Source organism: Haemophilus sputorum CCUG 13788 (genome assembly GCF_000238795.1).
Taxonomy (GTDB): domain Bacteria; phylum Pseudomonadota; class Gammaproteobacteria; order Enterobacterales; family Pasteurellaceae; genus Haemophilus_A; species Haemophilus_A sputorum.
The window spans coordinates 108,668-132,450 of sequence record NZ_AFNK01000035.1; the positions used below are offsets into that span (position 1 = coordinate 108,668).

Consider the following 23,783-nt stretch of genomic DNA (forward strand, 5'->3'; position numbering starts at 1 on the left):
TGCCAGAAAAACGACCGCTTACTTTGCCAATAATTGGTTAATTAACGCTTGATGACGAATTTTTTGTGGCGCTAATTTAAGACGTTCTGCGGTTAAAATGGCTTTTAATTCACTTAATGCTTGATTGAAGTCATCATTGATAATGACATAATCAAACTCATCATAATGACTCATTTCTGACTCAGCTTCTGCCATACGTTTGCTGATAGTTTCAGCAGAATCTTGACCACGACCAATAAGACGTTGTTCAAGTTCTTCGCGAGAAGGAGGCAAAATAAAAATAGTTTTGACATTCGGCACTTTTTCTCGAATTTGACGTGCGCCTTGCCAATCAATATCTAAAAAGACATCAATCCCTTGTTCAAGCGAGCGCTCAATCATCGGCAATGATGTACCATAATAATTTCCAAAAACTTCTGCCCACTCTAAAAAATGGCCTTTCTCGATAAGCGATTCAAATTCTGTATGGCAAGTAAAATAATAATGTACTCCATCTTCTTCTGCTGGACGTGGTTGGCGAGTGGTATGAGAAATAGAAAGTTGGACTTCATGACGAGGCAAATCGGCAAGTAAAGCGTTAATAAGGGAAGATTTGCCGGCGCCACTTGGGGCAGAAAGAATATAAAGATTACCTAAACGCATATAAACCTACTTATAGTATGCCAACTAAAAACAAAGGTGCAACAAGTTGTACCTCACCTTTTTATTGATTATTTTTTCGCAAGAGGTGGAACGAAGGTAATACCTAAATCCCACGGCTGTTCAATCCAAGTTTCTTGCGGAATATCAATAACGTAATCATCCACTAATGGTGCACCAGCTGGTTTTGCAAATACTGTTACAAATTTAGCTTTTGGATACATTTTACGAATTTCACGCGCAGTGTTACCTGTATCAACTAAATCATCGACTACGATAAAACCTTCACCATCAGTTTGGGCTGCGTGCAACACGTTTAATTCACCTTGGTTATCATGATCATAACTTGCTACACACACAGTTTCTACGTGACGTAAACTTAATTCACGCGCTAAAACAGCTGCAGGAAATAAACCGCCACGGCTTACCGCAATAATACCTTTCCATTGCGTTGCAGGTAAAAGACGCTCCGCTAATTTACGGGCGTGCATATGGAACATGTCCCAAGTTACCACATATTTTTCGTTAGTGTATTTTTCACTCATAATTGATTCCTAAAGGTCTTATCGGCAAGCATACCGAATTAAAAAAATTGCCGTATTTTACCCTAATTTTTCGCATTAGGCTAATATTGTCAAATGACTATTTCACTTTCAGTTTTTTGCCTACGGTAATTTGGTTATTTTTTATATTATTGAGCTGGCTTAACTTTTCTGGTGTCGTGTTATAAGCTCTAGCAATAGAGTAAAGCGTTTCATCTTGGGCAACAACATGGTAACCATTCGTTGATTTTTTAATCTCTTTGCGCCCTGATTTTTCCTCTTTTTTCTCTTCTTTATTTACTTTGGCTTTTTCTTTGACATTCTTGTCCTCTACTTTGCTATTTTTATCAGCCGATTTTTCACGAGTAGATTTTTCATTATTTTTCTTATCTTTGCTTGTTTCTTTTTCGCTAGCTTTTTCTTTTGCTTGCTCTTTTTTATCCGCTTGTTCTGATTTTTCAGCTTTTTCCGTATCCAAAACATTAACGCCTTTCGGATTCGAAATGCCTAAATGGCGGTTACGATATGCAACTAACCCATAATAAATTGATTTTGCAATCATCTTGCGATAAGTCGGGCTAGCCAGTTTTTGTTCTTCCGCAGGATTTGATAAGAAACCTGTTTCCACCAAAATAGAAGTAATATCTGGCGAACGCAATACGCTCAAGCTTGCATGCTGCGGAGAAGATTTAGCCAAACTCACAAATGGAGACAAGCGAGAAAGGACGGTTTTACCTAATTCATAACCTGAACGTTGAGCGTGTGAGAACTGAAGGTCTAAGACGGTCTGATTAAAATATTTTTCATTATTGTTAGATAAAATTCGGCCTGCGCCACCTAATAGCTCCGATTGTTTTTCACTCTCTTCCAACCATTTTCCCATCTCATCGCTCGCACGACGATTAGATAATACCCAAACTGAAGCACCTTTCATGCTCGAAGAAGTTGGAGATGAGTCCGCATGAATAGAAACTAGATAATTCGCTTTATGTTTACGCGCAATTTCAGTTCGTTCTGGCAATTGAATAAAATAGTCGCCACTACGCGTCATGACTGCTTTAAAATTGGGATCAGCATCTAACAACGCTTTTAATTCTTTAGCAATGGCAAGTGTTACCGTTTTTTCTTTAATCCCAAGCATACTCCCAATTGCGCCCGGGTCTTTTCCACCATGCCCAGCATCAATTGCAACTACGGTTTTGGCAATACTTAGCCCGCTAATCAAGCAGGTAAATAACATCATAAAAAAACGGTTTTTAAAACTATTCATTCTATGTCCTAATAAAAACTTAACGATCAAGCGGTCTAATTTGGTGATAATTTTGCAAGCACTTGTGCAATCACATCAGTTTGTGGCTTAAGTGTAATTCGGCGTCCTTCACCTTCATAATCGATTTGAATAATCAAATCAGCCGATGGAATCATACCCTCGCCTTTACTTGCCCATTCTAATAAACATAATGTTTGCGCACGGAAATAATCCCGAATGCCCATAAATTCTAATTCTTCTGGATCAGCTAGGCGATATAAATCAAAATGGTACAAATGATATGGTGGGAGCGCATACTCTTCTACCAGCGTATAAGTTGGGCTTTTCACATTACCTTGGTGACCAAAGCTTTGCACAATACGGCGCGTTAGTGTGGTTTTCCCTGCGCCTAATTCACCGTTTAAATAAACCACTAATGAATGCGCACTATCTTCTGCTAAATAGGCTTTAAAAGCTTCAGCTAAACGCTCGCCAAAGGCAAGTAATTGGGCTTCTTCTGGAAAAGAAAAAGAAAGAAAATCTTTCATCACATCTCTCTTGTTGATGGTAAAGCCGAATGCGCCACAACAACGGAGCAATGCATCGACTTTTCGACCATCATATTTTAATTTGGTTTAATCTAAACGAATAAAATGTTCACGATAAAATTTTAATTCGTTAATTGACTCTCGAATATCATCTAACGCCAAGTGCGTATTTTGCTTTTTAAAGCCTTTTAACATCTCAGGCTTCCAACGACTGGCTAACTCTTTTAATGTACTCACATCTAAATGGCGATAGTAAAAATAGTCTGCAAGATCTGGCATATATTTAAACAAAAAGCGTTTATCTTGCGCGACACTATTGCCACAAATAGGAGAAGCCCCTTTAGGTACCCAGCGTTTGAGGAAATCTAACGTTTGCAATTCAGCGGCACGTTCGGTTAATTTACTCGCTTTAACACGCTCAATTAAGCCATTTTCGGTATGCGTTTTTACACACCAATCACTCATTTTGGCTAATAATTCATCCGATTGCTTCACTGCAAGTACAGGACCTTCCGCCAAAATATTGAGATCTTTATCCGTTACAATAGTCGCAATTTCAATAATACGTTCTTTTTCTGGATCAAGCCCGGTCATTTCTAAATCAATCCAGATTAAATTTTGCTTATCTTGACTCATACTTTTCCTTATTCACTAATGCTTGCATCACCACCTCTGGCACAAAAGGGGCAATATCGCCATGATGTTTATAAATTTCTCGAATCATCGTTGATGACAGATAGCGCCAAGTCACTGAAGGTGGGAAAAAAATTGTTTCTAATTCCCCTGCTAATTGATTATTTAGCTGCGCCAGCTGAATTTCATATTCCACATCATCACTACCACGAATACCTCGGATCAAGGTTCTGGCTTGATGCTGCTTAGCAAAATCTGCAAGTAATCCACTAAATCCGACCGCTTGTACATTTGTTAAATGTGCACAACTTTGCTCCACAAGCGAAACGCGTTCTTCTAAACTAAACAGCGGCTGCTTGCTCGGATTTTTCGCTACCGCCACAATGACCTGATCAAACAATCTTGCTGCACGCTCAATAATATTTAAATGCCCATGACTAATTGGGTCAAATGTGCCCGCATAAATACTAATTTCTTTCATTATTTTTCTCTAAATAAGGCGCAAGCAAAGCTAAATGGCGCTCTAATGCCCCTTGATTTTCTTGTAAGACGCTAAAGCCAGCCGTAGCAATCGTTTTGCGTGCTTCACGATTTTCTAATAAAAATTCAACCGCTTGTACGAGCGATTGCGTATCGCTGTTGACTTCAACAAATCCTTTTACCTCAGCGAGTTTGGCAAAAATTTCTGGAAAGTTATAAGTATAAACACCAGAAATAACAGGCAATTCAAAAGCAATCGGTTCAAGTGGATTATGCCCACCATGTTTTACTAAACTACCCCCAACAAAAGCCACTTTCGATAACCCATAAAGTAACATCATCTCACCCATAGTATCGCCTAAAAGCACTTGGGTGCTTCCTGAAAGGGGCGTTTGTTCAGTGCGTTTCACATAAGCTAAACCAGATTTTTGAATTAACGTTTCCACATCAGCAAATCGTTCTGGATGACGAGGAACTAAAATCAAAACAAGATTGGGATGTTTTTCTAGCAACGCTTGATGCGCTTCTAAAATAATTTTTTCCTCACCTTCATGGGTACTGCCTGCAATCCAAATAGGACAATAATGCACGTTTAGTTCATGCGCTGTATCAATCACTGTTTTACGCAGTGCCTCATCGATTTCTAAATCAAATTTCAGATTACCCGTTGTTACCAATTTTTCAGGCGGGAAACCTAATGCCAAATAACGATCGGCGCTTACGCTATCTTGTGCCATGAGTAATGAGATCTCATGCAGCATATTATGGATACCCGATTTCACCCAACCATAACGTTTGGCTGAGCGAGGAGACAATCTGGCATTAGCCAAAACAAATGGAATGTGATGCTGATGTAAACGACGAATCAGATTCGGCCATAATTCTGTTTCAATCACAATCATCAATTTAGGATCGATGAAAGTGATAAAACGCTCTATCGCACCCGGCAGATCATAAGGTAAATAAAAATGCGAAACAGAATCGCCAAATGCAGCTTTAACCCTTTCTGAACCTGTTGGCGTAACAGTGGTAATGGTTACCGCTAACTGAGGGTATTTTGCTTGAATCGCTTTAATTAAAGGGGTTGCGGCAATCACTTCTCCTACCGAAGCAGCATGAATAACCACCCCTTTCGCTGATGGCGAGGTTGCATTGCCATAAAAACCATAACGCTCAGCTAAACGCGCCCGATATTCTGGTTGTTTCCAGCTTTTTCGCCACATAAAAAATAAAATGAGTGGCTGAATAAGATAACTCAGTAAGGTATAACAATAGCGTAACATTACTAACGCTCCACAAGCGGTCGATTTTCTGCATTTTTTTGCAAACCCCAAAAGAGCGCTAATGTCGTGAAATAGAACATAGTGCCAGAGTTATGCATAAAAAAGGCTTGTGAGAGACAATAACTCATCGTTAATAAAATATGACTCGCTCCTAGAATATTCCAAAGCTGTTTCAGACTACCTTGTGCTGCCGTTCTCAAATTACGCCAAAACGCAATCAGTGGCACAAAGAAAACAAGTAATAATGCGCTAAAACCAAACAAGCCACGTACTGAGGCATCATGTAAAAATTGGTTATGAGCATGCGCAAATTGCGCCGCATAGGCAGAAATTCTACCTTCTTGTAAGTGCTGCTGGCGCATCTCTTTTACGCCCTCTAGCCCCCAACCAAAAATCGGTTTTTCTTGAATGCCAAGCCAAGCGCTCTTCCACATATCAAAACGTGCACCTAAGGAGGTATTGCCATCGTTTCGTTCAATATATGCGACAATATCTTGTTCTGCTTCAGCATAACGTTTTTGGATAACATTGTTTGCTGCAATACCACAAACTAATACCACCGCAAGCACTGCAACCGAAATCCATTTAGAAACCATTTTGCGGTTCCACCAAAATATCAATAGCATAACCACAGGTGCGCCAATCCAAGCGCCACGCGCAGTAGTTAAAAAGCTGGCTAATAACGCACCAAGCATACCTAAAAGGCTAAGTACAATACCAATTTTCTGTTTTTGCGAGAGAAAATAAAATAAACTGGCAAAAGCAAAAATCGCAAGCGACATCGCAATATCGCCCGCTTGAATATGCATAAATGCTGGGAATGGTCTTTCTATACCTTGTACAAATACTTGCCAACTAGCAATGATTCCAGCAAAAATCCCGCCTATTGCAATACCTTGTACAATCACTTTCTGCGCTAATATACGCTGATAGCACAACATAATAATAGGTACACATAACAAGGTGCGGCTTGCTAAATCTAGCTCTCTCACTTTACCGCCATGAATCAACAATGAAGCCACAAATAGCGCAAAATAAAATAAGATGCTACCAATCAACCATTTATCCATACGATCAAAGTTTGGACGCTTGGCAGGTTGCTTAACATAAAAATACACCCCAACCAATGCTAAAAGGATGGGTAAGGCGCTATAACTCCATTTTGCTTGAAGGATCAACACAAAAAAGAGCGCGATTAGCCCAGATAAAATACGATCAAGGGAAAGTTGTTGATTTAGCATAAGCCGCTCGAAATAAAAGAAAATAAGATCAATTATACTGAAATTTTATCCAAATTCATTATCAGATTATTTTGAACTAATAATACTCATATGAATTTTCAACAATTGTGCTGCTAGAGTTATTGCTCTCATCAAACGTCTCAATTTTTAGCACATTACCGTAATTATCTACGGTATTTTTCCAAACTTTTATAGAAGACGAACTACCATCGCCAAACCCATGAGGCGGAAAATCTTCAAGTTTGATTAGATGTCCATTAGCATCAAAAGTCCGAACTTCTTTACTGCCATAGCTGGTTTCGGTTTGTTCAACTAATTTGCCATCAACATATTTATTGGTAAATTTGATGGATTCATTATCAAAAATCTCATTTTTAATTTCTACAAGATTGCCCTGTTCATCATAATGATGGCTATATTTATTCATGCCATTTTCAAGCTTCTCACACTTTTCTTCACAAGATTCATCTGCCGTTTTTTCAATGATTAACAAGCCATTTTTATCATAGGTATTTTCAGAGATGATCGCATTAGGAATATCTTTAGCTTTCCATTTCTGCGTTACCGTTAATGTTCCGTCTGCATTAGTGCGATAAAGATATTCAATCTCATCGCTCTCTCCATTCCAAAAAGATTTGACTAAACGTCCTTGCTCGTCATACACAAAGTTTTGCACCAGAGCAAAGTTTCCGAGCGTTTCTTCTTTCGTTTTAAATCCCTGAGAACTGAAGTAAGTAATCTTATGTTCCAAAACCGAAGAGTTACTAGGATTGATCGATTTCGTTTCCCATTTCTTTACCGGTCCTTTCAAATTTAATAAGGCTAAATCTGTTTTCAACTGGGCAAAAATGGTGGAGGAAAACAAGGTTAAAAAACATCCTAATAAAAAGCGTCGCATACAAAGCTCCGTTAGATAAAATAACTAAAAAGATTAAATGATAATAGCTTGATGTTGGAAGGTTCATCAGCAAGCGGTCGAATTTGCAAAATATTTTACAAATCCGACCGCTTGTTGAAATCTAGCCCTTATGCGGGTTACGCGTATTGGTGTCAGTTAAGTTACGCATCAATAGCGCAAAATCTAACTCAATATCCGCAGGCACATCTAAGAAAACGAAATGCCCATCCCCTAAGCCCGCTTCTACGGATTCATTTTTACGGTTTAGCATTCGTTCAATTTTAAATACTACATTGCCTTTTGGCGTCATCATCTCAACTGAATCACCCACAAGGAATTTGTTTTTTACTGCCACTTCCGCCATGCCTTCTGCATTACGTTTACCCGTAAATTCGCCCACAAATTGCTGACGCTCTGAAATCGAATAACCATATTCATAATTTTGATATTCATCATGTGTATGACGACGTAAGAAACCTTCGGTATAACCACGATGCGCTAAAGATTCTAAGGTATCTAGCAAAGAGGTATCAAACGGTTTGCCTTCGGCAGCATCATCAATAGCTTTACGATAAACCTGTGCAGTACGCGCGCAGTAGTAGAAAGATTTTGTACGCCCTTCAATTTTTAAAGAATGGACGCCCATTTGAGTTAAACGCTCAACATGTTGCACCGCGCGCAAGTCTTTTGAGTTCATGAAATAAGTGCCATGCTCATCTTCAAAGGCAGTCATTTGCTCATCAGGACGATTCGGTTCGGTATAAAGGAAAACTTTATCTGTTGTTGTACCTTCACCTAAGGTTGGTGCGACATTCGTCACCTCAATTTCAGGCGCATATTTCTGCACGCTCTCTTTTGGCACAATGTTGCCGACTTCATCGGTTGTGCCTTCTTCCATTTTATATTCCCAACGGCACGCATTAGTACAGGTGCCTTGGTTTGGATCACGCTTATTGATATAACCTGAAAGTAAACAACGTCCAGAATACGCCATGCATAACGCACCATGAACGAAAATTTCTAATTCAATATCTGGTACGTGTTGGCGAATTTCTTCAATTTCTTCTAATGACAGCTCGCGCGATAAAATCACACGGGTTAGCCCCATTTGTTTCCAAAATTTTACCGTTGCCCAGTTTACTGCGTTCGCCTGCACAGAAAGGTGAATATCCATTTGTGGAAAATGTTCGCGCACTAACATAATCAAACCCGGATCTGACATAATTAGGGCATCCGGCTTCATATCCACAACAACTTGTAGATCTTTAATAAAGGTTTTAAGTTTTGAATTATGTGGCGCAATGTTGACAACCACATAGAATTTTTTACCGAGTTGATGTGCTTCATCAATCGCAATTTTTAAGTTAGCGTGATTAAATTCATTGTTACGCACACGTAAGCTGTAACGAGGTTGTCCAGCGTAAACCGCATCTGCTCCATAAGCAAACGCATAGCGCATATTCTTTAATGTTCCTGCCGGTGACAGCAGTTCAGGTTTTGCGTATTTTAAAGTCATTTGAGTTCTCTTCTGATAACAAGTCAGGACTTTCCTTGTGGGAAAGTGTAAAAGTGTCTATTTTCTAAGAAATAGGCTTTTCTATCAAGCAATAGATGGTTAAAATGCGATTTTATGTCACTCTTTAACTATAGGAAACATGATGAAATTCAAAACTCTTCTCGTTGCGCTGTTAATGAGCGCATCCACATTTAGCTTCGCAACTGGCGTGATGACTGAAATGTTTAAAATGAAAAAACAACTCAACGCATTAACTCAAGCTGAAAACCCAGATACGTTTCATCAAGCAGCGGAAATCTTTGTCACTCAAGCCCAAGAAGCGCAAAATAAAACGCCAATTAGCCTTTCAGCTGAAGAGGATGCTAACCGCTTAAAAGGTTATCAAGCAGGCATTCAAGAAGTGATTGATGTTGTTAAAAAAGCTGATTCTCAAGCTCAACAAGGCAATCTAGATGAAGCAAAACAAACCATTGCAGTATTAGATGAGATGAAAAAGAAATATCATCAAGAATATAAATAATACAAAAGCCAATCAGCTTTTAACCTGATTGGCTTTCTTTTTGACTAACGCTTATTTTTCGTACGCAACCATAAATCTGCATATTTTACAAAGGTGGAATGCGCGGAAAGGATTGCAAGCAGAAATCCTTGCTTCCCATCTAAAAAGCCTGCTTTAAGGAAATACATTTTGATAAAACATCCTAACGCATGCGTTACGCCATCAAAAAGACTGGCTTTCTTACCTTGATTAGCACGCTGGATTGACCATGCTTGCGCATAATTCGCTGATTTCACTAAATAGTGATGAATGCTTTTATAAGTGAAATGCAACAAATCGCCTTTTAAGCTAATTACTTCTGTGCCTTTTGGATAATGTACTTTTTCATGCACTAGTTCATCACCATAACCAGCTAAATTTGTTGGATAAAGACGCACAACATAATCTGGATACCAACCACTGTGATAAATTTTCCGTCCAAACACTTCACTTAAACGCGCAAGACGATAAACTGCATTTTGTTTGTTATTTTTGACCGCTTGTAAGATGCTCTCTTTTAAAGTCTCCGTGACTCGCTCATCTGCATCTAGCCATAATACATAATCACTGGTGACATATTGCTGAGCAAGCTGGCGTTGTTTACCAAAACCAGGCCAATCTGTATTGGTATAAAACTTTGCACCAAATTGTGCCGCAATTTCTGCTGTTTTATCTTGGCTGCCACTATCTAAAATTACAATTTCATCTACCCAACCTTTTACAGTTTCAAGACATTGCGCTAAATCTTGCGCTTCATTTTTCACAATCATAGCAACACTTAATGTCGGCATTTTATCTTCCTATCATCTAATGAATTTTTGCTATTCTACTTTAAAAAATAGCGACTTTGTGCTATTTTCTATGACAATTTCTTTATTTAAAAGGCAACTTTATGTCAATGACACTTACTACAAAACAAAAACAATTTTTAAAAGGACTGGCACATCATTTAAGCCCAGTGGTCATGCTGGGTGGCAACGGTTTAACTGAAGGCGTATTAGCTGAAATTGAAAATGCTTTAGATCACCATGAACTAATCAAAGTTAAAATTGCCGGTGCTGAGCGTGAAACCAAACAGCTTATTATTGATGCGATTGTGCGTGAAACTAAAGCCGTCAATGTACAAACTATCGGCCATATTTTAGTCCTTTATCGCCAAAGCGAAGAAAAGAAAATCACGCTTCCGAAAGCAACAAAATCAATTTAATTTTCAATAAAATGGGCAAATGCATCGCATCTACGCCCATTTTTTATACTTTATTAACATCCTTATGATTAACAAACTCTCTTTTTATACTGCATTGATGTTATGTATTCCACTTGCGACTTGGTTTAGTGGTTGGCATTGGCAAAATGATAACCATCTCATTGCAGGGTTTGATACCTTCATGTACTTTCTTACTGAAAGTGGATCTGTGCCTTATGCGTTAATTACTTGCGTGATTTTTACGCTTTGGCTAATGAAGCTTTCTGCTAAACGCTATAGCTGGCTGTTAATTGGCTCAGTTTGTGTCGCTTCTATGGTTGGCACGCAAGCCATTAAAACGATTGCCAAAGCAACATTTGCTGAACCAAGACCTTATGTTGTCAGCATAATGGGAACACCTGAACGCGTTGAACAATTTTATGAATTAACTCGAGATGAACGCGCTAATTTAGTGACTCAATATTATCAACAACAAACTCATGATTTCCCATTGATTGTACATCATCGAGAAAACGAAACCGGTTATTCTTTCCCTTCTGGCCACACTATTTTTTCAGTCTCTTGGATGTTGCTTTTTGTTGGCTTATTACTAAATATTAAAACACCAGCAGCTCGCTTAGCACAGGGAATCATTGTGGTTTGGTCAGCACTAATGCTTATTAGTCGTGTACGATTTGGTATGCACTACCCAATTGATCTTTTTATTAGTACTTTATTAGCTTGGGGCTTTCATTGTGTACTCTTTGTATGGGGCGTACCTTTGGCAGAAAAATTCACACTTTTTAAAAAACGAGGCGAATTATGAGTATTTATTACGGACTTGACATTGGTGGCACAAAAATTGAGCTAGCCGTATTTAACGAGCAGCTTGAGAAGCTTTATAGCGAACGAGTGCCTACACCACAAAGTAATTATGAAGATTGGCTATTTACTATCGAAAAGCTCGTGCGTAATGCCGATGAGAAATTCGGAGAAAAAGGTTCTGTTGGCTTAGGTATTCCAGGCTTCGTTAACCGTGAAAATGATATTGCCGAAATTACCAATATTCGCGTGGCTGATGGTAAGCCTATTCTTAAAGATTTAAGCCAACGTTTAGGTCGTGAAGTTCGTGCTGAAAACGACGCTAACTGCTTTGCCCTTTCTGAAGCTTGGGATGAAAATAACCAACAATATTCAACCGTTTTAGGGTTAATTATTGGGACTGGTTTTGGCGGCGGCTTAGTGTTTGATGGTAAAATTCATTCTGGACGAATCGGCATGGCTGGAGAAGTTGGCCATACTCAATTAAGCTACCATGCACTAAAATTATTAGGTTGGGATAAAGCCCCTATTTATGAATGTGGTTGTGGTAATCGTGCTTGCTTAGATACCTATATGTCAGGGCGTGGCTTTGAATTACTCTTTAGAGATCTAGCTGGCGAAGCTATTTCAGCAAAAGAAATCATTGAGCGTTTTCACCAAAAAGAAGAAAAAGTCGTCGCATTCGTTGAAAAATACATTGAACTGATGGCAATTTCTATTGCTCAGCTTATCACTATCTTAGATCCAGATATGATTGTATTCGGTGGTGGACTTTCAAACTTCGACCATATTTATGAAGCTTTACCAAAAGCGCTGCCACCTTATTTAATGCGTAGTGCTAAAGTTCCTGTGATTAAAAAAGCTATTCATGGCGACAGTGGTGGCACACGCGGTGCAGCTGCACTCTTTTTAAAATAATCTCTATCGCTTTATGGCTTGCCATAAAGCGATTTTTCTTATTTCGAGGCAAATTTATGTTACAAATTACTCCAATTCCAGCGCTCAGTGATAACTATATTTGGCTGATTCAGCAAAACGACCAAGCAATTATTGTTGATCCTAGTGAAGCTCGCCCTGTGCTAGATTACCTTGCAAAACATTCACTAAATTTGACCGCTTGTTTACTGACCCATCATCACAGCGATCATGTGGGTGGCGTAGATGAAATCAAAGCTCATTATCCTCATTTAACTATTTATGGCCCCAAAGAATGTGCCAACTGGGCAACTGAAATTCTAGTACCTGAAATGCATTTAACATTATTTGGCTATGATGTTCGTATTATTGATAGCGCTGGTCATACTGAAGGACAAATTAGCTATCTATTTGGTAACGAATATTTATTCTGTGGGGATGCGCTGTTCTCTGGCGGTTGCGGACGCGTTTTTACCGGAGATTACCAAGCACAGTTTGATACTCTTCAACGCTTTAAAGCGCTACCAAGTTTTGTCGAAATTTTTCCCGCACACGAATACACTATCAGCAATTTACGTTTTGCTGAAAAGGTTATGCCACCAAGTTGTGCATTATTTGAAGCACAAGAGCGAGCGGAAATTCTCCAATCACGTAAACAACCAACGTTACCCACTACGTTAGAAAAAGAGCTTACTATCAACCCATTCTTACAAGCGGTCGATTTAGCGCAATTTATTACACTTCGCCAACAAAAAGATCAGGCTTAACCCATTTCATTCGGCAGATACCCTGAGGAATCTGCCGCCCTCCCTATCTTCTTTAGCTATCCTATGTTATAGTTACAGCCATTTTTTGATATAGTCAGCAAAGCGAGCAAACGGTGAATTTTGACCCACAAAATATGCCTAAACACGTCGCCATTATTATGGATGGCAACGGACGTTGGGCAAAACAACAAGGAAAAATGCGGGTTTTCGGCCATCAAAACGGCGTGAAAGCCGTTCGTGCAGCCGTGAGCTTTGCAGCAAAACACGGTATTGAAGTGTTAACTTTATACGCTTTCAGTAGTGAAAACTGGAGTCGACCAGCTGCAGAGGTTTCTGCACTAATGAGCTTGTTTATGAAAATGCTTGATTCCGAAGTCAAAAAGCTGCACAAAAATCAAATTCGATTAAAAATTCTAGGCGATAAAAAAGGGTTCAGCGAAAGTTTACAAAAACGTATTAACGAAGCTGAGACTTTAACCGCCAACAATACCGGATTAACATTAAATATTGCGGCTAATTACGGCAGCTATTGGGATATTACTCAAGCAGCTCAGCAACTTGCTATTAAAGTGAAACTGGGCGAAATCAATCCTGATGAGATTACCCCTGAACGTTTTCAACTAATGTTGGTAACAGGTAACCAACCGCAAGTTGATTTATTAATTCGCACTAGTGGTGAACAACGTATTAGCAACTTTTTGCTCTGGCAAATTGCTTATGCTGAACTATTTTTTACGCCTGTGCTTTGGCCAGATTTTAACGACAACACCTTCAGCGAAGCGATTGTTGCTTATCAACAACGCGAGCGACGTTTTGGTGGCTGCTAATTTTTAACAAGGATATTAAAAAATGCTAAAAGAACGCATACTTTCTGCCATCGTTATGGTAATTGCTGTATTAGCCGCTATTTTCTTATTATCACCCCTTCCATTAACCATTATTGTTACAGTGGTTGTATCATTAGGTATGTGGGAATGGGCTCAATTTGTTGGGTTTAAAACCCCCGTTTCACGTATGTTGATTGCTTTAGTAACAGGGGCAATTTTATTGCTGTTAATTTTGGCTAATACCAATTACATCAATGCCACTAAATTTATTACGGATGGAACAGCACCTGTTCTCTTTATCGGCTGTATTTGGTGGATTTTTGCATTAGCTCTAGTGGTTTCTTATCCAAAATCAGCTTCATTATGGATGAAATCTGTCGTCGCAAAATTTATTTTTGGCTTAGCCACTTTACTACCATTTTTAATCGGCTTTTTAGCTTTACGCTTCTACCATTACAACCAAGCACCATATCAAGGGACTTACTTATTGCTTTATGTGTGCTTGCTAGTTTGGGGCGCTGATTCAGGTGCTTATTTCTTCGGTCGTGCTTTTGGTAAACGTAAACTAGCCCCTAAAGTGTCTCCAGGTAAATCATGGGAAGGTGCATTAGGCGGATTATTAACCTCTTCTATTATTGCCTTTGCATTCTTAAAATTTGCCTCTACTGATGTGTTTGGGCGTGAATTAAATACAACTCACTTTATCTTAGTTTCAGTAGCAACTGTTGCGATTTCTATTTTAGGTGATTTGGCAGAAAGTATGTTTAAACGCCAAGCCGGCATTAAAGATAGTAGTAATTTAATTCCGGGGCATGGTGGAATTTTAGATAGAATTGATAGCCTAACCGCTGCGATTCCATTCTTTGCAACGATGTTCTTCTTTGTACTTTAAGCTCAATGACATCCATAATTGCATTTTTTATTTTAATTTGTGTCTTGGTATTCGTTCATGAATACGGGCACTTTTGGGCAGCCCGACGCTGTGGTGTAAAAGTGATTCGCTTTTCCATCGGCTTTGGCAAAGTGCTCTACAAAAAAACTGATAAACAAGGTACTGAATTCGCATTTTCACTTATTCCGCTAGGCGGTTATGTGCAAATGTATAATGATGAACCGGAATTTAACGGGCAAGTGCATCAATCTTTAGCACAAAAATCTATTGCTCAACGTGCATTCATTATTTTTGCAGGGCCATTAGCCAATTTTTTATTCGCTTTAATGGCCTATTGGTTAATTTTTGTAAATGGTCTTCCAACTGTAAAACCCGTGATTGCTGAAGTCTCTGCAAACAGTATTGCTGCTACAGCGCAATTACCGGAAGATCTTGAAATCACAGAAATTGCTGGTTCTCCTGTAAGAGATTGGAACGATGCGACCTTAGCGCTTTTAAGTGAAGTTGGACACAAAAAAGTTTCGCTAGCTGGGCACTTAATCGATGATGCTAATTTGCAGCATTTCGAATTGGATTTATCTCATTGGCAAATTGACAATACCAAAGAGAATCCACTTACAAGTATTGGTATTCGACCAAAAGGTAACAAAATTACCCCTGTGATTAATAAAGTGGAAACGGATTCTGCTGCCCAAAAAGTGGGGCTCAAAGCTGGTGATAACATTTTGGCGATAAATCGAGAGCCTTTTAAGTGGCAAACATTGGTTAAAGCAATTCAAACTGGCGAACCGGTTGAGCTAGAAATTGAACGTGAAACAGAAAAAATGACGTTTGTCATCCAACCAGAAAAAAAAGGTGAACGCTACTTAATCGGCATTGTCCCAAGCTACGAACTGCTTGCAGACAAGTATCGTACAGAATTAAAGTATGGTATTCTTGAAGCATTTAGCAAAAGCCTTGAGAAAGTTTATTCACTAAGTAAGACTATTTGTAGTTTTATTGGCAATTTAATCACAGGCGATATTTCTGTAAAAAATATGGGCGGCGCAATTTCAATTGCCAAAGGTGCAGGCATGAGCGCTGAGTCAGGCTGGATTTATTATTTAGGTTTTATGGCACTCATTAGTGTCAATCTTGGTGTTATGAATCTCTTCCCTATCTTACCTTTAGATGGTGGTCAATTGGTTCTATTAGCCAGCGAAGCAATTAGAGGTAAACCGCTTTCCCGCCGTGTTCAATTAACATATCAACAAATTGGCATGGTTTTGGTATTAAGTTTGATGGCATTTACGTTTATCAATGATGTCATCCACTTTTAAATTTAGGTTACAAGCGGTCAAATCCGCGCGTAATTTTGCAAATCGTTTATAGGATAATTTCAATGAAAAAATTATTACTTTCTTCACTTTTACTTGCTAACGGTGTCGCTATTGCTGCGCCTTTTGTTGTAAAAGATATTCGTGTTGATGGCGTTCAACCTGCAACGGGTGAGGCGATTATCTCTTCTTTACCAGTAAAAGTTGGGCAAACTGCAACTGATGCAGACGTTTCGAACGTCATTCGTCAATTGTTCTCTTTAAATCGTTTCCAAAACGTTCAAGCTACACGTGAAGGTAATACTTTAGTCATTAAAGTGGCTGAACGTGCTATTTTAAATTCTGTTGATTTAGACGGTAACGGTGCCATTCCTAAAGATGCTTTAGAGCAAAACTTAAAAGCAAACTTAATCGCGAAAGGCGAAGTCTATGATGCTGAGAAAGTCAATGAATTTAAACAAGCATTATTAGATCACTACCGCGCTATTGGTCGTTATCAAGCTACTATTGATACTGAAACCACCCAAGCAGAAAACGGTGGCATCAATCTTAAATTCAAATTCAACGAAGGAGATGTTGCTTACGTTAAGCACATTAATTTCGAAGGCAACCAAGCATTTAGCTCAAAAGAATTAACAGAACCACTTGAAGTACAACCTGATGTTTCTTGGTGGAATATTTTTGAAAGTAGCAAATTTGAACAACAAGCCTACAACAAAGATTTAGAAACTATCCGCAACTATTATCTTAACCGCGGTTATGCAAAATTTGCTCTAACGGATACTGATGTTAAATTCTCTGATGATAAAAAAGAGGTTGATTTAACCTATAAAATTCATGAAGGCGCACAATACAAAGTGAGTAATATCCGTATTGTAGGTAACACTGCGCACCTTGATAACAAACTCAATGCATTATTAAAAGATTATAAAACTGGCGATCTATTCCGTCGTGATGAATTAGTTGCAATTCAAGATGGCATTAAAGACATTCTTGGTGAGAACGGTTTTGGTGCTGCAAAAGTGGATATTCATCCAAAATTTGATGATGAAAACCAAACTGTCGCAATTAGCTTCGTTGTTGATGCGGGTCAACGTACTTATGTACGTAAAATCCGCTTTGAAGGCAATGATGTAACCGCTGACTCAACTTTACGCCGTGAAATGCGTCAACAAGAAGGTGCATGGTTATCGACTTCTGCAGTAACACTTGGTAAAAGCCGTTTAGAACGTACTGGTTTCTATGATAGCGTTGAAATGGAAATGCAGAATGTACCAGAAACCAATGACCAAGTTGATGTTGTATATAAAATTAAAGAACGCAATACTGGTTCTATCAACTTCGGTGTAGGTTATGGTACAGAAAGTGGCTTTAGCTACCAAGCTGGTATTAAACAAGACAACTTCTTAGGCTTAGGTTCAACTATCAGTTTAAGTGGTACACGTAACGACTACGGTACTAGCGTGAACTTAGGTTATACCGAACCGTACTTTACCAAAGATGGTGTAAGCCTTGGTGGAAACATTTTCTATGAAGACTACGATAACTCAGATAGTAGCACTTCTGCAGCTTATAAACGTAAAACTTATGGTATCAATGGTACGCTTGGCTTCCCAGTAGATGAAAACAACTCTTACTACTTAGGCTTAGGTTACACACATGACAAATTAAACAACGTAAGTCGTGAATATACCCGTGAGAAATATGTTAAATCAATGGGCTTTAAGTACGATAAAAACACCAGTTATTACAGCAAAATTAAAGCAGATGACTTCGATTTCTCACTAGGTTGGAACTATAACAGCTTAAACCGTGGTTATTTCCCAACACAAGGTACCTCAGCAGGTATTGGTGGAAAAATTACTATTCCAGGTTCTGATAATAAATACTATCGTGTGAATGCAGATTTCCGTAATTACTATCCACTTAACCGTGAGCATAAATGGGTTATCTCAACCAAATTAGGCGCATCTTATACTAACGGTTACGGCGGTAAAAAAGTACCATTCTACCAGCTCTTCTCTGCAGGTGGCATTGGCTCATTACGCGGTTTCTCTTATGGCGCAATTGGCCCGAAAGCGATTTATTATTCACAAAATACACGTGCCTTTACCGAAAACAGTGAAGACGTAGTTGGTGGTAATGCAATGGCATTAGCAAGTGTTGAACTTATTGTACCAACGCCATTTATTAGTGAGAAATTCCAACATAATGTTCGTACTTCATTATTCGTAGATGCAGCTAGCGTATGGACAACTAAATGGAAAGCCGCTAAATATCCAAACTTACCGGACTTTAGCGATTACAAACGTGTTCGTGCTTCTGCAGGTATTGGCTTCCAATGGCAGTCACCAATCGGTCCACTTTCATTCTCTTATGCAAAACCGATTAAAAAATATACTGGAGATGAAATCGAACAATTCCAATTTAGCATTGGTAGTACATTCTAATTTTCAAGCGGTTAAATTTGATAAAATTTTTGCAAAAACAATTTAACCGCCCCTTATTTACTTTTTAGAGGATAATTATATGAAAAAATTATTTAAAGTTGCGGCTCTTTCAGCTGCGTTTATGACAGCAGGTATCGCACAAGCAGCAGACACTATCGGTTTTGCAGATCCTGGTTATATTTTACAAAACCACCCTGTATTATTAGATGCAGCCGCAAAATTTGACGCTTTCATGAAAAGCAATGAAACACAATTTGCTGAAGAAGATAAAAAACTAGCGGAAGAAAACAAAGCTTTAACCGCAGAACGCGCAGGTATTGAAGCTGATGCGAAAAAATTAAAAGCTGAACAAGGCAATTTAGAAGCATCATTGAAAAAACAAGTTGCACAATTAGAAAAAGATGCACCTCGTTTACGTGCAAAAGAAATCCAAGCTCGCCAAGATAAAATTATGGCAAGCCAAAAAGGTTTCCAAAATAAAGTAGAAGCGTTACAAAAACGTGAAGCTGCTTTTGCGAAAAAAGCAGAAGCTTTCCAACAAAAAGCTGAAGCTTTCCAAAAGAAAATCGAAGATGCTAATAAAAACTCAGGTGGTCTAAACCCACAAGAAGCGCAAAAACAAGCCGTTGATGAAATTAATGTGACCATCAAAGAAGTAGCAAAAGCGAAAGGTTACACCCTAGTACTTCAACCACAAGTTGCACTTTATGCTGAAGATGAAAGCAAAGACATCACTGAAGCAGTATTAGATGCTATTAAGGCAAAACATCCAGAAATTAAACTGCCTGAGCCTAAAGCTGAAGAACAACCTGCTGCAGAAGCGCCAAAAGCAGCTGAAGAAGCAAAACCTCAAGCGACAGAAGAAGCGAAAAAATAATGGCAACATTCCGTTTAATTGAATTAGCGGAGCATATCGGCGGTACTTTAAAAGGTAACGCCGATTTGGCTATTGATAGCATTGCAGCTTTAAACAAAGCGCAGTCTTCGCAAATCACTTTTATTTCTAATGCAAAATATCGTGAAAATTTGACCGCTTGCCAAGCTGGCGCCATTATTGTCAGCCCTGCAGATGCTGAATTTTGTGCGCCAGAGCAAAACTTGATTATCGTAGATAATCCTTATGTGGCTTATGCAAAACTGGCTCAATATATGGATAGCACGCCAAAAGCTGCTTCACAAATCCACCCTTCTGCAGTTATTTCAAGCGATGCAAAATTAGGTCACAATGTTTCTGTTGGTGCGAATGCAGTGATTGAAAGCGGTGTTGTGCTAGGAGATGATGTTGTCATTGGTGCTGGCTGCTTTGTTGGTAAAGGAAGCCGTATTGGTGCAAGAACCCAATTATGGGCAAATGTTTCGATTTATCATGGTGTGCAATTAGGTGAAGACTGTTTAATTCAATCTTCAGCCGTCATCGGCAGCGATGGCTTCGGTTATGCCAATGAAAAAGGTCAATGGATCAAAATTCCACAAACAGGTGGGGTAATCATTGGCAACCGTGTTGAAATTGGTGCATGCACTTGTATCGACCGTGGCGCGCTTGATCCTACTGTCATTGAAGATAATGTGATTATTGATAACCTTTGCCAAATTGCTCATAACGTGCATATCGGTTATGGCACCGCTGTTGCTGGTGGCGTAATTATGGCGGGTAGCCTTAAAGTCGGCAAATTCTGTCAAATTGGTGGGGCAAGCGTTATCAACGGCCATATGGAAATTTGCGATGGTGCCATTATTACGGGAATGTGTATGGTGATGAAGCCCATTACCGAAAAAGGAATTTATTCTTCTGGTATTCCAGCACAAACCAATAAAGAATGGCGTAAAACAGCTGCGCTTACCTTGAATATTGATGAAATGAACAAACGCTTAAAGGCTCTAGAAAAGCGTTTAAGTGAATAAACAAATTGTGAGGTCTAAATCTACATGACTATTGAAGTACAAGAAAACCGTCAACCAAAAATCATTGAAGTCACTGAAATTATGGATATGCTTCCGCATCGTTATCCATTTTTATTAGTTGATCGCGTGACTGATTATGAAGAAGGCAAATGGCTTAGAGCAGTGAAAAATGTGACTGTAAACGAGCCTTGCTTTACCGGTCACTTCCCTGCAAAACCAATTTTCCCAGGTGTGTTAATTTTAGAAGCAATGGCACAAGCAACCGGTATTCTTGCTGTTGCTAGCTACGGAAAAATGAAAGAAGGCGAATTATACTACTTCGCTGCGATTGACAATGCGCGTTTTAAACGCCCTGTTGTGCCTGGCGATCAACTTGTACTTGAAGTTGAATTTTTAACAGAAAAAAGAGGCATTACCAAATTTACTGGTAAAGCTTATGTAGATGGCAAATTAGCTTGCGAAGCTGATTTAATGTGTGCGAGAAAATAACCCAATAAGGGGGAAATTATGCGTTTAATTGATTCAACTGCCATCATTCACCCTACTGCGATGGTTGCAGATGGGGCTGAAATCGGCGCGAAAGTAGAGATCGGGGCATTTTGTGTTATTGGTAAAGATGTCAAGATCGGCGCTAGAACAAAAATCCATAGCCACGTTGTCATCGATGGTATTACTGAAATTGGTGAAGATAACCATATCTTCCAATTCGCAAGCATTGGTGAAATCAACCAAGATTTAAAATACCAAGGTGAGCCCACTAAAACAATTATTGGAAACCGTAACCGTATTCGTGAAAGCGTGACCATTCACCGTGGTACCGTTCAAGGTGGTGGAATTACCCGTGTTGGCGATGATAACCTCTTTATGATTAACAGCCACATTGCTCACGACTGTAGCATCGGTAATCGTTGTATTATTGCAAATAACGGAACACTTGCAGGCCATGTTACCCTTGATGATTTTGTGATTGTCGGCGGAATGTCAGCTATTCACCAATTTGCAGTTATTGGCGCACATGTGATGCTCGGTGGTGGTTCAATGGTTAGCCAAGATGTTCCTCCTTACGTGATGGCACAAGGCAACCATGCTCGCCCTTTTGGCATTAACTTTGAAGGGCTAAAACGCCGTGGTTTTGATAAACCAGCAATGCATGCAATCCGTGCAGTTTATAAGCTTTTATATAGCAGCAACAAAACGGTTGAAGAAGCCTTACCAGAAATCGAACAAATTGCTGAAAAAGAACCCGCAGCAAAAGCTTTTGTGGATTTCTTCAAACGCTCAACTCGCGGTATTATCCGCTAAAGAAATGCTAAAGAAATGGGGCTAACATCTGTTAGCCCCATTTTTTCTACTCTGCTAATAACTCTGCGAAATAACCTGAATTCTCAAGGCTTTGATAATCGCCTTTTTGTACCATCTGCCCTTTCTTCATGACCCAAATTTCATCACATTGTTTTAAATCTTCAATGCGGTGAGTAATCATTAGCGTAGTTTTCTGTTCGCTTAAATTTGCCAGTGCGCTTAAAACCTGCTGTTCAGATTGCATATCCAAGCTAGCGGTTGGTTCATCAAGTAACAATAAATCCGCTTGACGTAATAATGCTCTCGCAATAGCAATTCGCTGAGCCTGCCCGCCAGAAATCCCACTATTTTCTTCTTGAATTACGTTATCTAAACCCAACCGATAAACGAATTCATCTGCTTTAGAAAGTTTCAACGCGTCTTCAAATTGTTCAGAAGTTACATTCTGACTACCTAGTAGCACATTCTCTTCAAGCGTGCCTTGAATCAATTGTGGGTTCTGTCCAACCCAAGCCAGACGCATACGATATTGTGCTAAATTTAGTTCACACAACTCCACACCATTCACTTTAACCGATCCCTGATAAGGTAAAAAACCTAACAGCATATTCAGTAACGAACTTTTCCCCGCACCACTTTGCCCAACTAAAGCAATATGTTGATTTGCTTTCAGCTCAAAATCTAATGGTGCCGTTAAAGTTTTGCCTTGCGGAGAAAGCACCACACAACCGTGAGCTTGAATCTCAAGCGGTTGATTTGGTAAATCTTTTTGCAAATCTGGCCGCTTGTTCATTGGCGATTGGGCTGATAAAAATGCTTCAATACTATCTGCTGCCCCAATCGCAGCTGCTTTATCGTGATAATAAACGCCAAGTTCTCTTAGTGGTTGATAAAATTCTGGCGCTAACATTAAACAGAAAAAGCCCGTGAAAAGACTCACTCCTAATCCATAATCCCCAAAATCTAGCTCACCTAAATAGACAAAACCGAAATAGACCGCTGAAGCCGCAATAGAGATAGCGGTGAAAAATTCCAAAACAGCTGAAGAAAGGAAGGCCATTTTTAGCACATCCATCGTACTTAATCGAAAGGCTTCTGTGCTTTCATGAATCTCTTTAACTTGTTGTTCGGCCTGACCAAATAACCGAATCGTCTCTAGCCCTTTTAAGCGATCTAAAAACTGCCCGCTAATTTTAGAAAGAATACCGATGTTACGTTGATTCGCTTCTACCGCTTTTATCCCTGCTAACGCCATAAACACCGGTAACAAAGGTAAGGTAGCAAATAAAATTAAACCAGCCGCCCAGTTCAGCGGAAAAACAAAGCCTAAAATCACCAGCGGTACGACTAACGAAAGATACTGCTGAGGCAAATAGCGCGCATAGAAATTATGCAAATTATTCACCTGTTCTAGCATAAGTGCCGCCCAACTTCCTGCCGGTTTTTGGCGCATATCAATTGGGCCAATATCAGTAAGCTTTTCAATAATCTGGCGACGTAATGCATGCCGTAAGGTTTTTCCGGCATGAAAACCGACTCGTTCACGCGCCCAAATGAGCAAAGCTCGACCAGCAAAACAGGCTATCAAGCAACCTAGCTCTGTCATTAACGTGTTAGAAGCAATATTTTCTAACATCACTTTTTGCAAAATAGTCGCTAAAAGCCACATCTGCCCAATCATTAGCAGGGCGCTAAGCGAGCCAAATAGAACATTAAGATGAATAAACTTTTTAATCGTACGGCTTTGTAGCTTGAGCCATTTTTGTAATTGCTTTTGTCGTTGTTTTTCCATAATTATTAAAATAGAAAGCACAAGCTCATTAGAACTTGTGCTAAA

At 39.2% G+C, this 23,783-nt stretch carries 24 protein-coding genes and 1 pseudogene; 13 read left to right on the top strand and 12 right to left on the bottom strand.

The genetic code is table 11. The features are described from left to right. Positions 1 to 18 precede the first annotated feature (18 nt). From gmk to trhP, 10 genes are all read right to left on the bottom strand, one after another. Positions 19 to 642 carry a guanylate kinase gene (gene gmk, locus HSP_RS0105445; protein WP_010129308.1) on the bottom strand — a complete coding sequence of 208 codons (624 nt, stop codon included), beginning with the start codon at positions 640 to 642 and terminating at the stop codon, positions 19 to 21. Positions 643 to 710: 68 nt separating this feature from the next. Next, on the bottom strand, positions 711 to 1,184 hold the full coding sequence (gene gpt, locus HSP_RS0105450; RefSeq protein WP_007523041.1) for a xanthine phosphoribosyltransferase: 474 nt from the start codon (positions 1,182 to 1,184) through the stop codon (positions 711 to 713). A 97-nt stretch (positions 1,185 to 1,281) separates the two neighbouring features. Next, positions 1,282 to 2,451 (bottom strand): N-acetylmuramoyl-L-alanine amidase, encoded by a 1,170-nt coding sequence (locus tag HSP_RS0105455; protein WP_010129309.1) that lies wholly within the window; start codon positions 2,449 to 2,451, stop codon positions 1,282 to 1,284. A gap of 35 nt (positions 2,452 to 2,486) precedes the next feature. Continuing rightward, positions 2,487 to 2,978, bottom strand: coding sequence for a tRNA (adenosine(37)-N6)-threonylcarbamoyltransferase complex ATPase subunit type 1 TsaE (gene tsaE / locus HSP_RS0105460; protein WP_010129310.1), 492 nt, complete (start codon positions 2,976 to 2,978; stop codon positions 2,487 to 2,489). 87 nt (positions 2,979 to 3,065) lie between these two features. After that, on the bottom strand, positions 3,066 to 3,614 hold the full coding sequence (orn, locus tag HSP_RS0105465; RefSeq protein ID WP_010129311.1) for an oligoribonuclease: 549 nt from the start codon (positions 3,612 to 3,614) through the stop codon (positions 3,066 to 3,068). Continuing rightward, positions 3,601 to 4,092, bottom strand: a complete 492-nt coding sequence (coaD, locus tag HSP_RS0105470) for a pantetheine-phosphate adenylyltransferase (protein WP_010129313.1) — start codon at positions 4,090 to 4,092, stop codon at positions 3,601 to 3,603. The genes orn and coaD overlap by 14 nt, the downstream gene beginning before the upstream one ends. After that, positions 4,079 to 5,374 carry a lipid IV(A) 3-deoxy-D-manno-octulosonic acid transferase gene (gene waaA, locus HSP_RS0105475; protein ID WP_010129314.1) on the bottom strand — a complete coding sequence of 432 codons (1,296 nt, stop codon included), beginning with the start codon at positions 5,372 to 5,374 and terminating at the stop codon, positions 4,079 to 4,081. The genes coaD and waaA overlap by 14 nt, the downstream gene beginning before the upstream one ends. A 2-nt stretch (positions 5,375 to 5,376) precedes the next feature. Continuing rightward, on the bottom strand, positions 5,377 to 6,615 hold the full coding sequence (locus tag HSP_RS0105480; RefSeq protein ID WP_010129315.1) for an O-antigen ligase family protein: 1,239 nt from the start codon (positions 6,613 to 6,615) through the stop codon (positions 5,377 to 5,379). Between the two features lie 76 nt (positions 6,616 to 6,691). Next, positions 6,692 to 7,513, bottom strand: a complete 822-nt coding sequence (locus tag HSP_RS0105485; protein WP_010129316.1) for a hypothetical protein — start codon at positions 7,511 to 7,513, stop codon at positions 6,692 to 6,694. Positions 7,514 to 7,634: 121 nt separating this feature from the next. Then, complete coding sequence (gene trhP, locus HSP_RS0105490) at positions 7,635 to 9,029, bottom strand: prephenate-dependent tRNA uridine(34) hydroxylase TrhP (RefSeq protein ID WP_010129317.1); 1,395 nt, start codon at positions 9,027 to 9,029, stop codon at positions 7,635 to 7,637. 139 nt (positions 9,030 to 9,168) lie between these two features. Between trhP and HSP_RS0105495 the strand changes: the two genes are divergently transcribed. After that, positions 9,169 to 9,549: a cytochrome b562 gene (locus HSP_RS0105495; RefSeq protein ID WP_029495212.1), complete on the top strand. Its 381-nt coding sequence runs from the start codon at positions 9,169 to 9,171 to the stop codon at positions 9,547 to 9,549. Positions 9,550 to 9,593: 44 nt separating this feature from the next. On the opposite strand, the gene HSP_RS0105500 is transcribed toward HSP_RS0105495, so the two are convergent. Beyond that, entirely contained in the window at positions 9,594 to 10,358 is a 765-nt protein-coding gene (locus tag HSP_RS0105500) for a glycosyltransferase family 2 protein (RefSeq protein WP_007523094.1), read from the bottom strand. Between the two features lie 101 nt (positions 10,359 to 10,459). Here HSP_RS0105500 and yhbY point away from each other — a divergent pair, with 101 nt between their 5' ends. The 12 genes and pseudogenes from yhbY (at position 10,460) to lpxA (ending at position 21,946) form a co-directional block, all read left to right on the top strand. Next, on the top strand, positions 10,460 to 10,774 hold the full coding sequence (yhbY, locus tag HSP_RS0105505; protein ID WP_081466974.1) for a ribosome assembly RNA-binding protein YhbY: 315 nt from the start codon (positions 10,460 to 10,462) through the stop codon (positions 10,772 to 10,774). 64 nt (positions 10,775 to 10,838) lie between these two features. Next, positions 10,839 to 11,579 carry a phosphatase PAP2 family protein gene (locus HSP_RS0105510; RefSeq protein WP_029495213.1) on the top strand — a complete coding sequence of 247 codons (741 nt, stop codon included), beginning with the start codon at positions 10,839 to 10,841 and terminating at the stop codon, positions 11,577 to 11,579. Further along, on the top strand, positions 11,576 to 12,493 hold the full coding sequence (gene nagK, locus HSP_RS0105515; protein WP_010129321.1) for an N-acetylglucosamine kinase: 918 nt from the start codon (positions 11,576 to 11,578) through the stop codon (positions 12,491 to 12,493). Before HSP_RS0105510 ends, nagK begins: the two co-directional genes overlap by 4 nt. A 56-nt stretch (positions 12,494 to 12,549) precedes the next feature. After that, positions 12,550 to 13,257: a hydroxyacylglutathione hydrolase gene (gloB, locus tag HSP_RS0105520; protein ID WP_010129323.1), complete on the top strand. Its 708-nt coding sequence runs from the start codon at positions 12,550 to 12,552 to the stop codon at positions 13,255 to 13,257. 104 nt (positions 13,258 to 13,361) lie between these two features. Further along, a pseudogene (gene uppS / locus HSP_RS0105525) lies at positions 13,362 to 14,084 on the top strand (polyprenyl diphosphate synthase); the annotation flags it as partial. Between the two features lie 22 nt (positions 14,085 to 14,106). Next, positions 14,107 to 14,976, top strand: a complete 870-nt coding sequence (locus HSP_RS0105530) for a phosphatidate cytidylyltransferase (RefSeq protein ID WP_010129327.1) — start codon at positions 14,107 to 14,109, stop codon at positions 14,974 to 14,976. 5 nt (positions 14,977 to 14,981) lie between these two features. Further along, positions 14,982 to 16,295, top strand: coding sequence for an RIP metalloprotease RseP (gene rseP, locus HSP_RS0105535; protein ID WP_010129328.1), 1,314 nt, complete (start codon positions 14,982 to 14,984; stop codon positions 16,293 to 16,295). A gap of 62 nt (positions 16,296 to 16,357) precedes the next feature. Then, entirely contained in the window at positions 16,358 to 18,742 is a 2,385-nt protein-coding gene (gene bamA, locus HSP_RS0105540; RefSeq protein WP_010129330.1) for an outer membrane protein assembly factor BamA, read from the top strand. Between the two features lie 79 nt (positions 18,743 to 18,821). Further along, complete coding sequence (locus HSP_RS0105545; protein WP_010129332.1) at positions 18,822 to 19,619, top strand: OmpH/Skp family outer membrane protein; 798 nt, start codon at positions 18,822 to 18,824, stop codon at positions 19,617 to 19,619. Next, positions 19,619 to 20,644, top strand: a complete 1,026-nt coding sequence (gene lpxD / locus HSP_RS0105550) for a UDP-3-O-(3-hydroxymyristoyl)glucosamine N-acyltransferase (protein ID WP_010129333.1) — start codon at positions 19,619 to 19,621, stop codon at positions 20,642 to 20,644. Before HSP_RS0105545 ends, lpxD begins: the two co-directional genes overlap by 1 nt. 24 nt (positions 20,645 to 20,668) lie before the next feature. Next, positions 20,669 to 21,133, top strand: a complete 465-nt coding sequence (fabZ, locus tag HSP_RS0105555) for a 3-hydroxyacyl-ACP dehydratase FabZ (RefSeq protein WP_010129334.1) — start codon at positions 20,669 to 20,671, stop codon at positions 21,131 to 21,133. Positions 21,134 to 21,151: 18 nt separating this feature from the next. Next, positions 21,152 to 21,946, top strand: a complete 795-nt coding sequence (lpxA, locus tag HSP_RS0105560) for an acyl-ACP--UDP-N-acetylglucosamine O-acyltransferase (protein WP_007523140.1) — start codon at positions 21,152 to 21,154, stop codon at positions 21,944 to 21,946. A gap of 46 nt (positions 21,947 to 21,992) precedes the next feature. Here the strand turns inward: lpxA and cydD are convergent, their stop codons facing one another. Next, the gene (gene cydD / locus HSP_RS0105565; protein ID WP_010129335.1) at positions 21,993 to 23,738 is read right to left on the bottom strand and encodes a heme ABC transporter permease/ATP-binding protein CydD; all 1,746 of its coding nucleotides are present in this window, start codon (positions 23,736 to 23,738) and stop codon (positions 21,993 to 21,995) included. Positions 23,739 to 23,783: the final 45 nt, after the last annotated feature.

Coding starts and splice junctions, on each gene's coding strand:
- gmk (WP_010129308.1), bottom strand. CDS start 642: ATGCGTTTAGGTAATCTTTATATTCTTTCTGCCCCAAGTGGCGCCGGC.
- lpxA (WP_007523140.1), top strand. CDS start 21,152: ATGCGTTTAATTGATTCAACTGCCATCATTCACCCTACTGCGATGGTT.
- gloB (WP_010129323.1), top strand. CDS start 12,550: ATGTTACAAATTACTCCAATTCCAGCGCTCAGTGATAACTATATTTGG.
- tsaE (WP_010129310.1), bottom strand. CDS start 2,978: ATGAAAGATTTTCTTTCTTTTTCTTTTCCAGAAGAAGCCCAATTACTT.
- cydD (WP_010129335.1), bottom strand. CDS start 23,738: ATGGAAAAACAACGACAAAAGCAATTACAAAAATGGCTCAAGCTACAA.
- coaD (WP_010129313.1), bottom strand. CDS start 4,092: ATGAAAGAAATTAGTATTTATGCGGGCACATTTGACCCAATTAGTCAT.
- nagK (WP_010129321.1), top strand. CDS start 11,576: ATGAGTATTTATTACGGACTTGACATTGGTGGCACAAAAATTGAGCTA.
- HSP_RS0105485 (WP_010129316.1), bottom strand. CDS start 7,513: ATGCGACGCTTTTTATTAGGATGTTTTTTAACCTTGTTTTCCTCCACC.
- trhP (WP_010129317.1), bottom strand. CDS start 9,029: ATGACTTTAAAATACGCAAAACCTGAACTGCTGTCACCGGCAGGAACA.
- rseP (WP_010129328.1), top strand. CDS start 14,982: ATGACATCCATAATTGCATTTTTTATTTTAATTTGTGTCTTGGTATTC.
- waaA (WP_010129314.1), bottom strand. CDS start 5,374: ATGTTACGCTATTGTTATACCTTACTGAGTTATCTTATTCAGCCACTC.
- HSP_RS0105510 (WP_029495213.1), top strand. CDS start 10,839: ATGATTAACAAACTCTCTTTTTATACTGCATTGATGTTATGTATTCCA.
- yhbY (WP_081466974.1), top strand. CDS start 10,460: ATGTCAATGACACTTACTACAAAACAAAAACAATTTTTAAAAGGACTG.
- bamA (WP_010129330.1), top strand. CDS start 16,358: ATGAAAAAATTATTACTTTCTTCACTTTTACTTGCTAACGGTGTCGCT.
- HSP_RS0105530 (WP_010129327.1), top strand. CDS start 14,107: ATGCTAAAAGAACGCATACTTTCTGCCATCGTTATGGTAATTGCTGTA.
- fabZ (WP_010129334.1), top strand. CDS start 20,669: ATGACTATTGAAGTACAAGAAAACCGTCAACCAAAAATCATTGAAGTC.
- HSP_RS0105545 (WP_010129332.1), top strand. CDS start 18,822: ATGAAAAAATTATTTAAAGTTGCGGCTCTTTCAGCTGCGTTTATGACA.
- gpt (WP_007523041.1), bottom strand. CDS start 1,184: ATGAGTGAAAAATACACTAACGAAAAATATGTGGTAACTTGGGACATG.
- HSP_RS0105455 (WP_010129309.1), bottom strand. CDS start 2,451: ATGAATAGTTTTAAAAACCGTTTTTTTATGATGTTATTTACCTGCTTG.
- HSP_RS0105495 (WP_029495212.1), top strand. CDS start 9,169: ATGATGAAATTCAAAACTCTTCTCGTTGCGCTGTTAATGAGCGCATCC.
- HSP_RS0105500 (WP_007523094.1), bottom strand. CDS start 10,358: ATGCCGACATTAAGTGTTGCTATGATTGTGAAAAATGAAGCGCAAGAT.
- lpxD (WP_010129333.1), top strand. CDS start 19,619: ATGGCAACATTCCGTTTAATTGAATTAGCGGAGCATATCGGCGGTACT.
- HSP_RS0105480 (WP_010129315.1), bottom strand. CDS start 6,615: ATGCTAAATCAACAACTTTCCCTTGATCGTATTTTATCTGGGCTAATC.
- orn (WP_010129311.1), bottom strand. CDS start 3,614: ATGAGTCAAGATAAGCAAAATTTAATCTGGATTGATTTAGAAATGACC.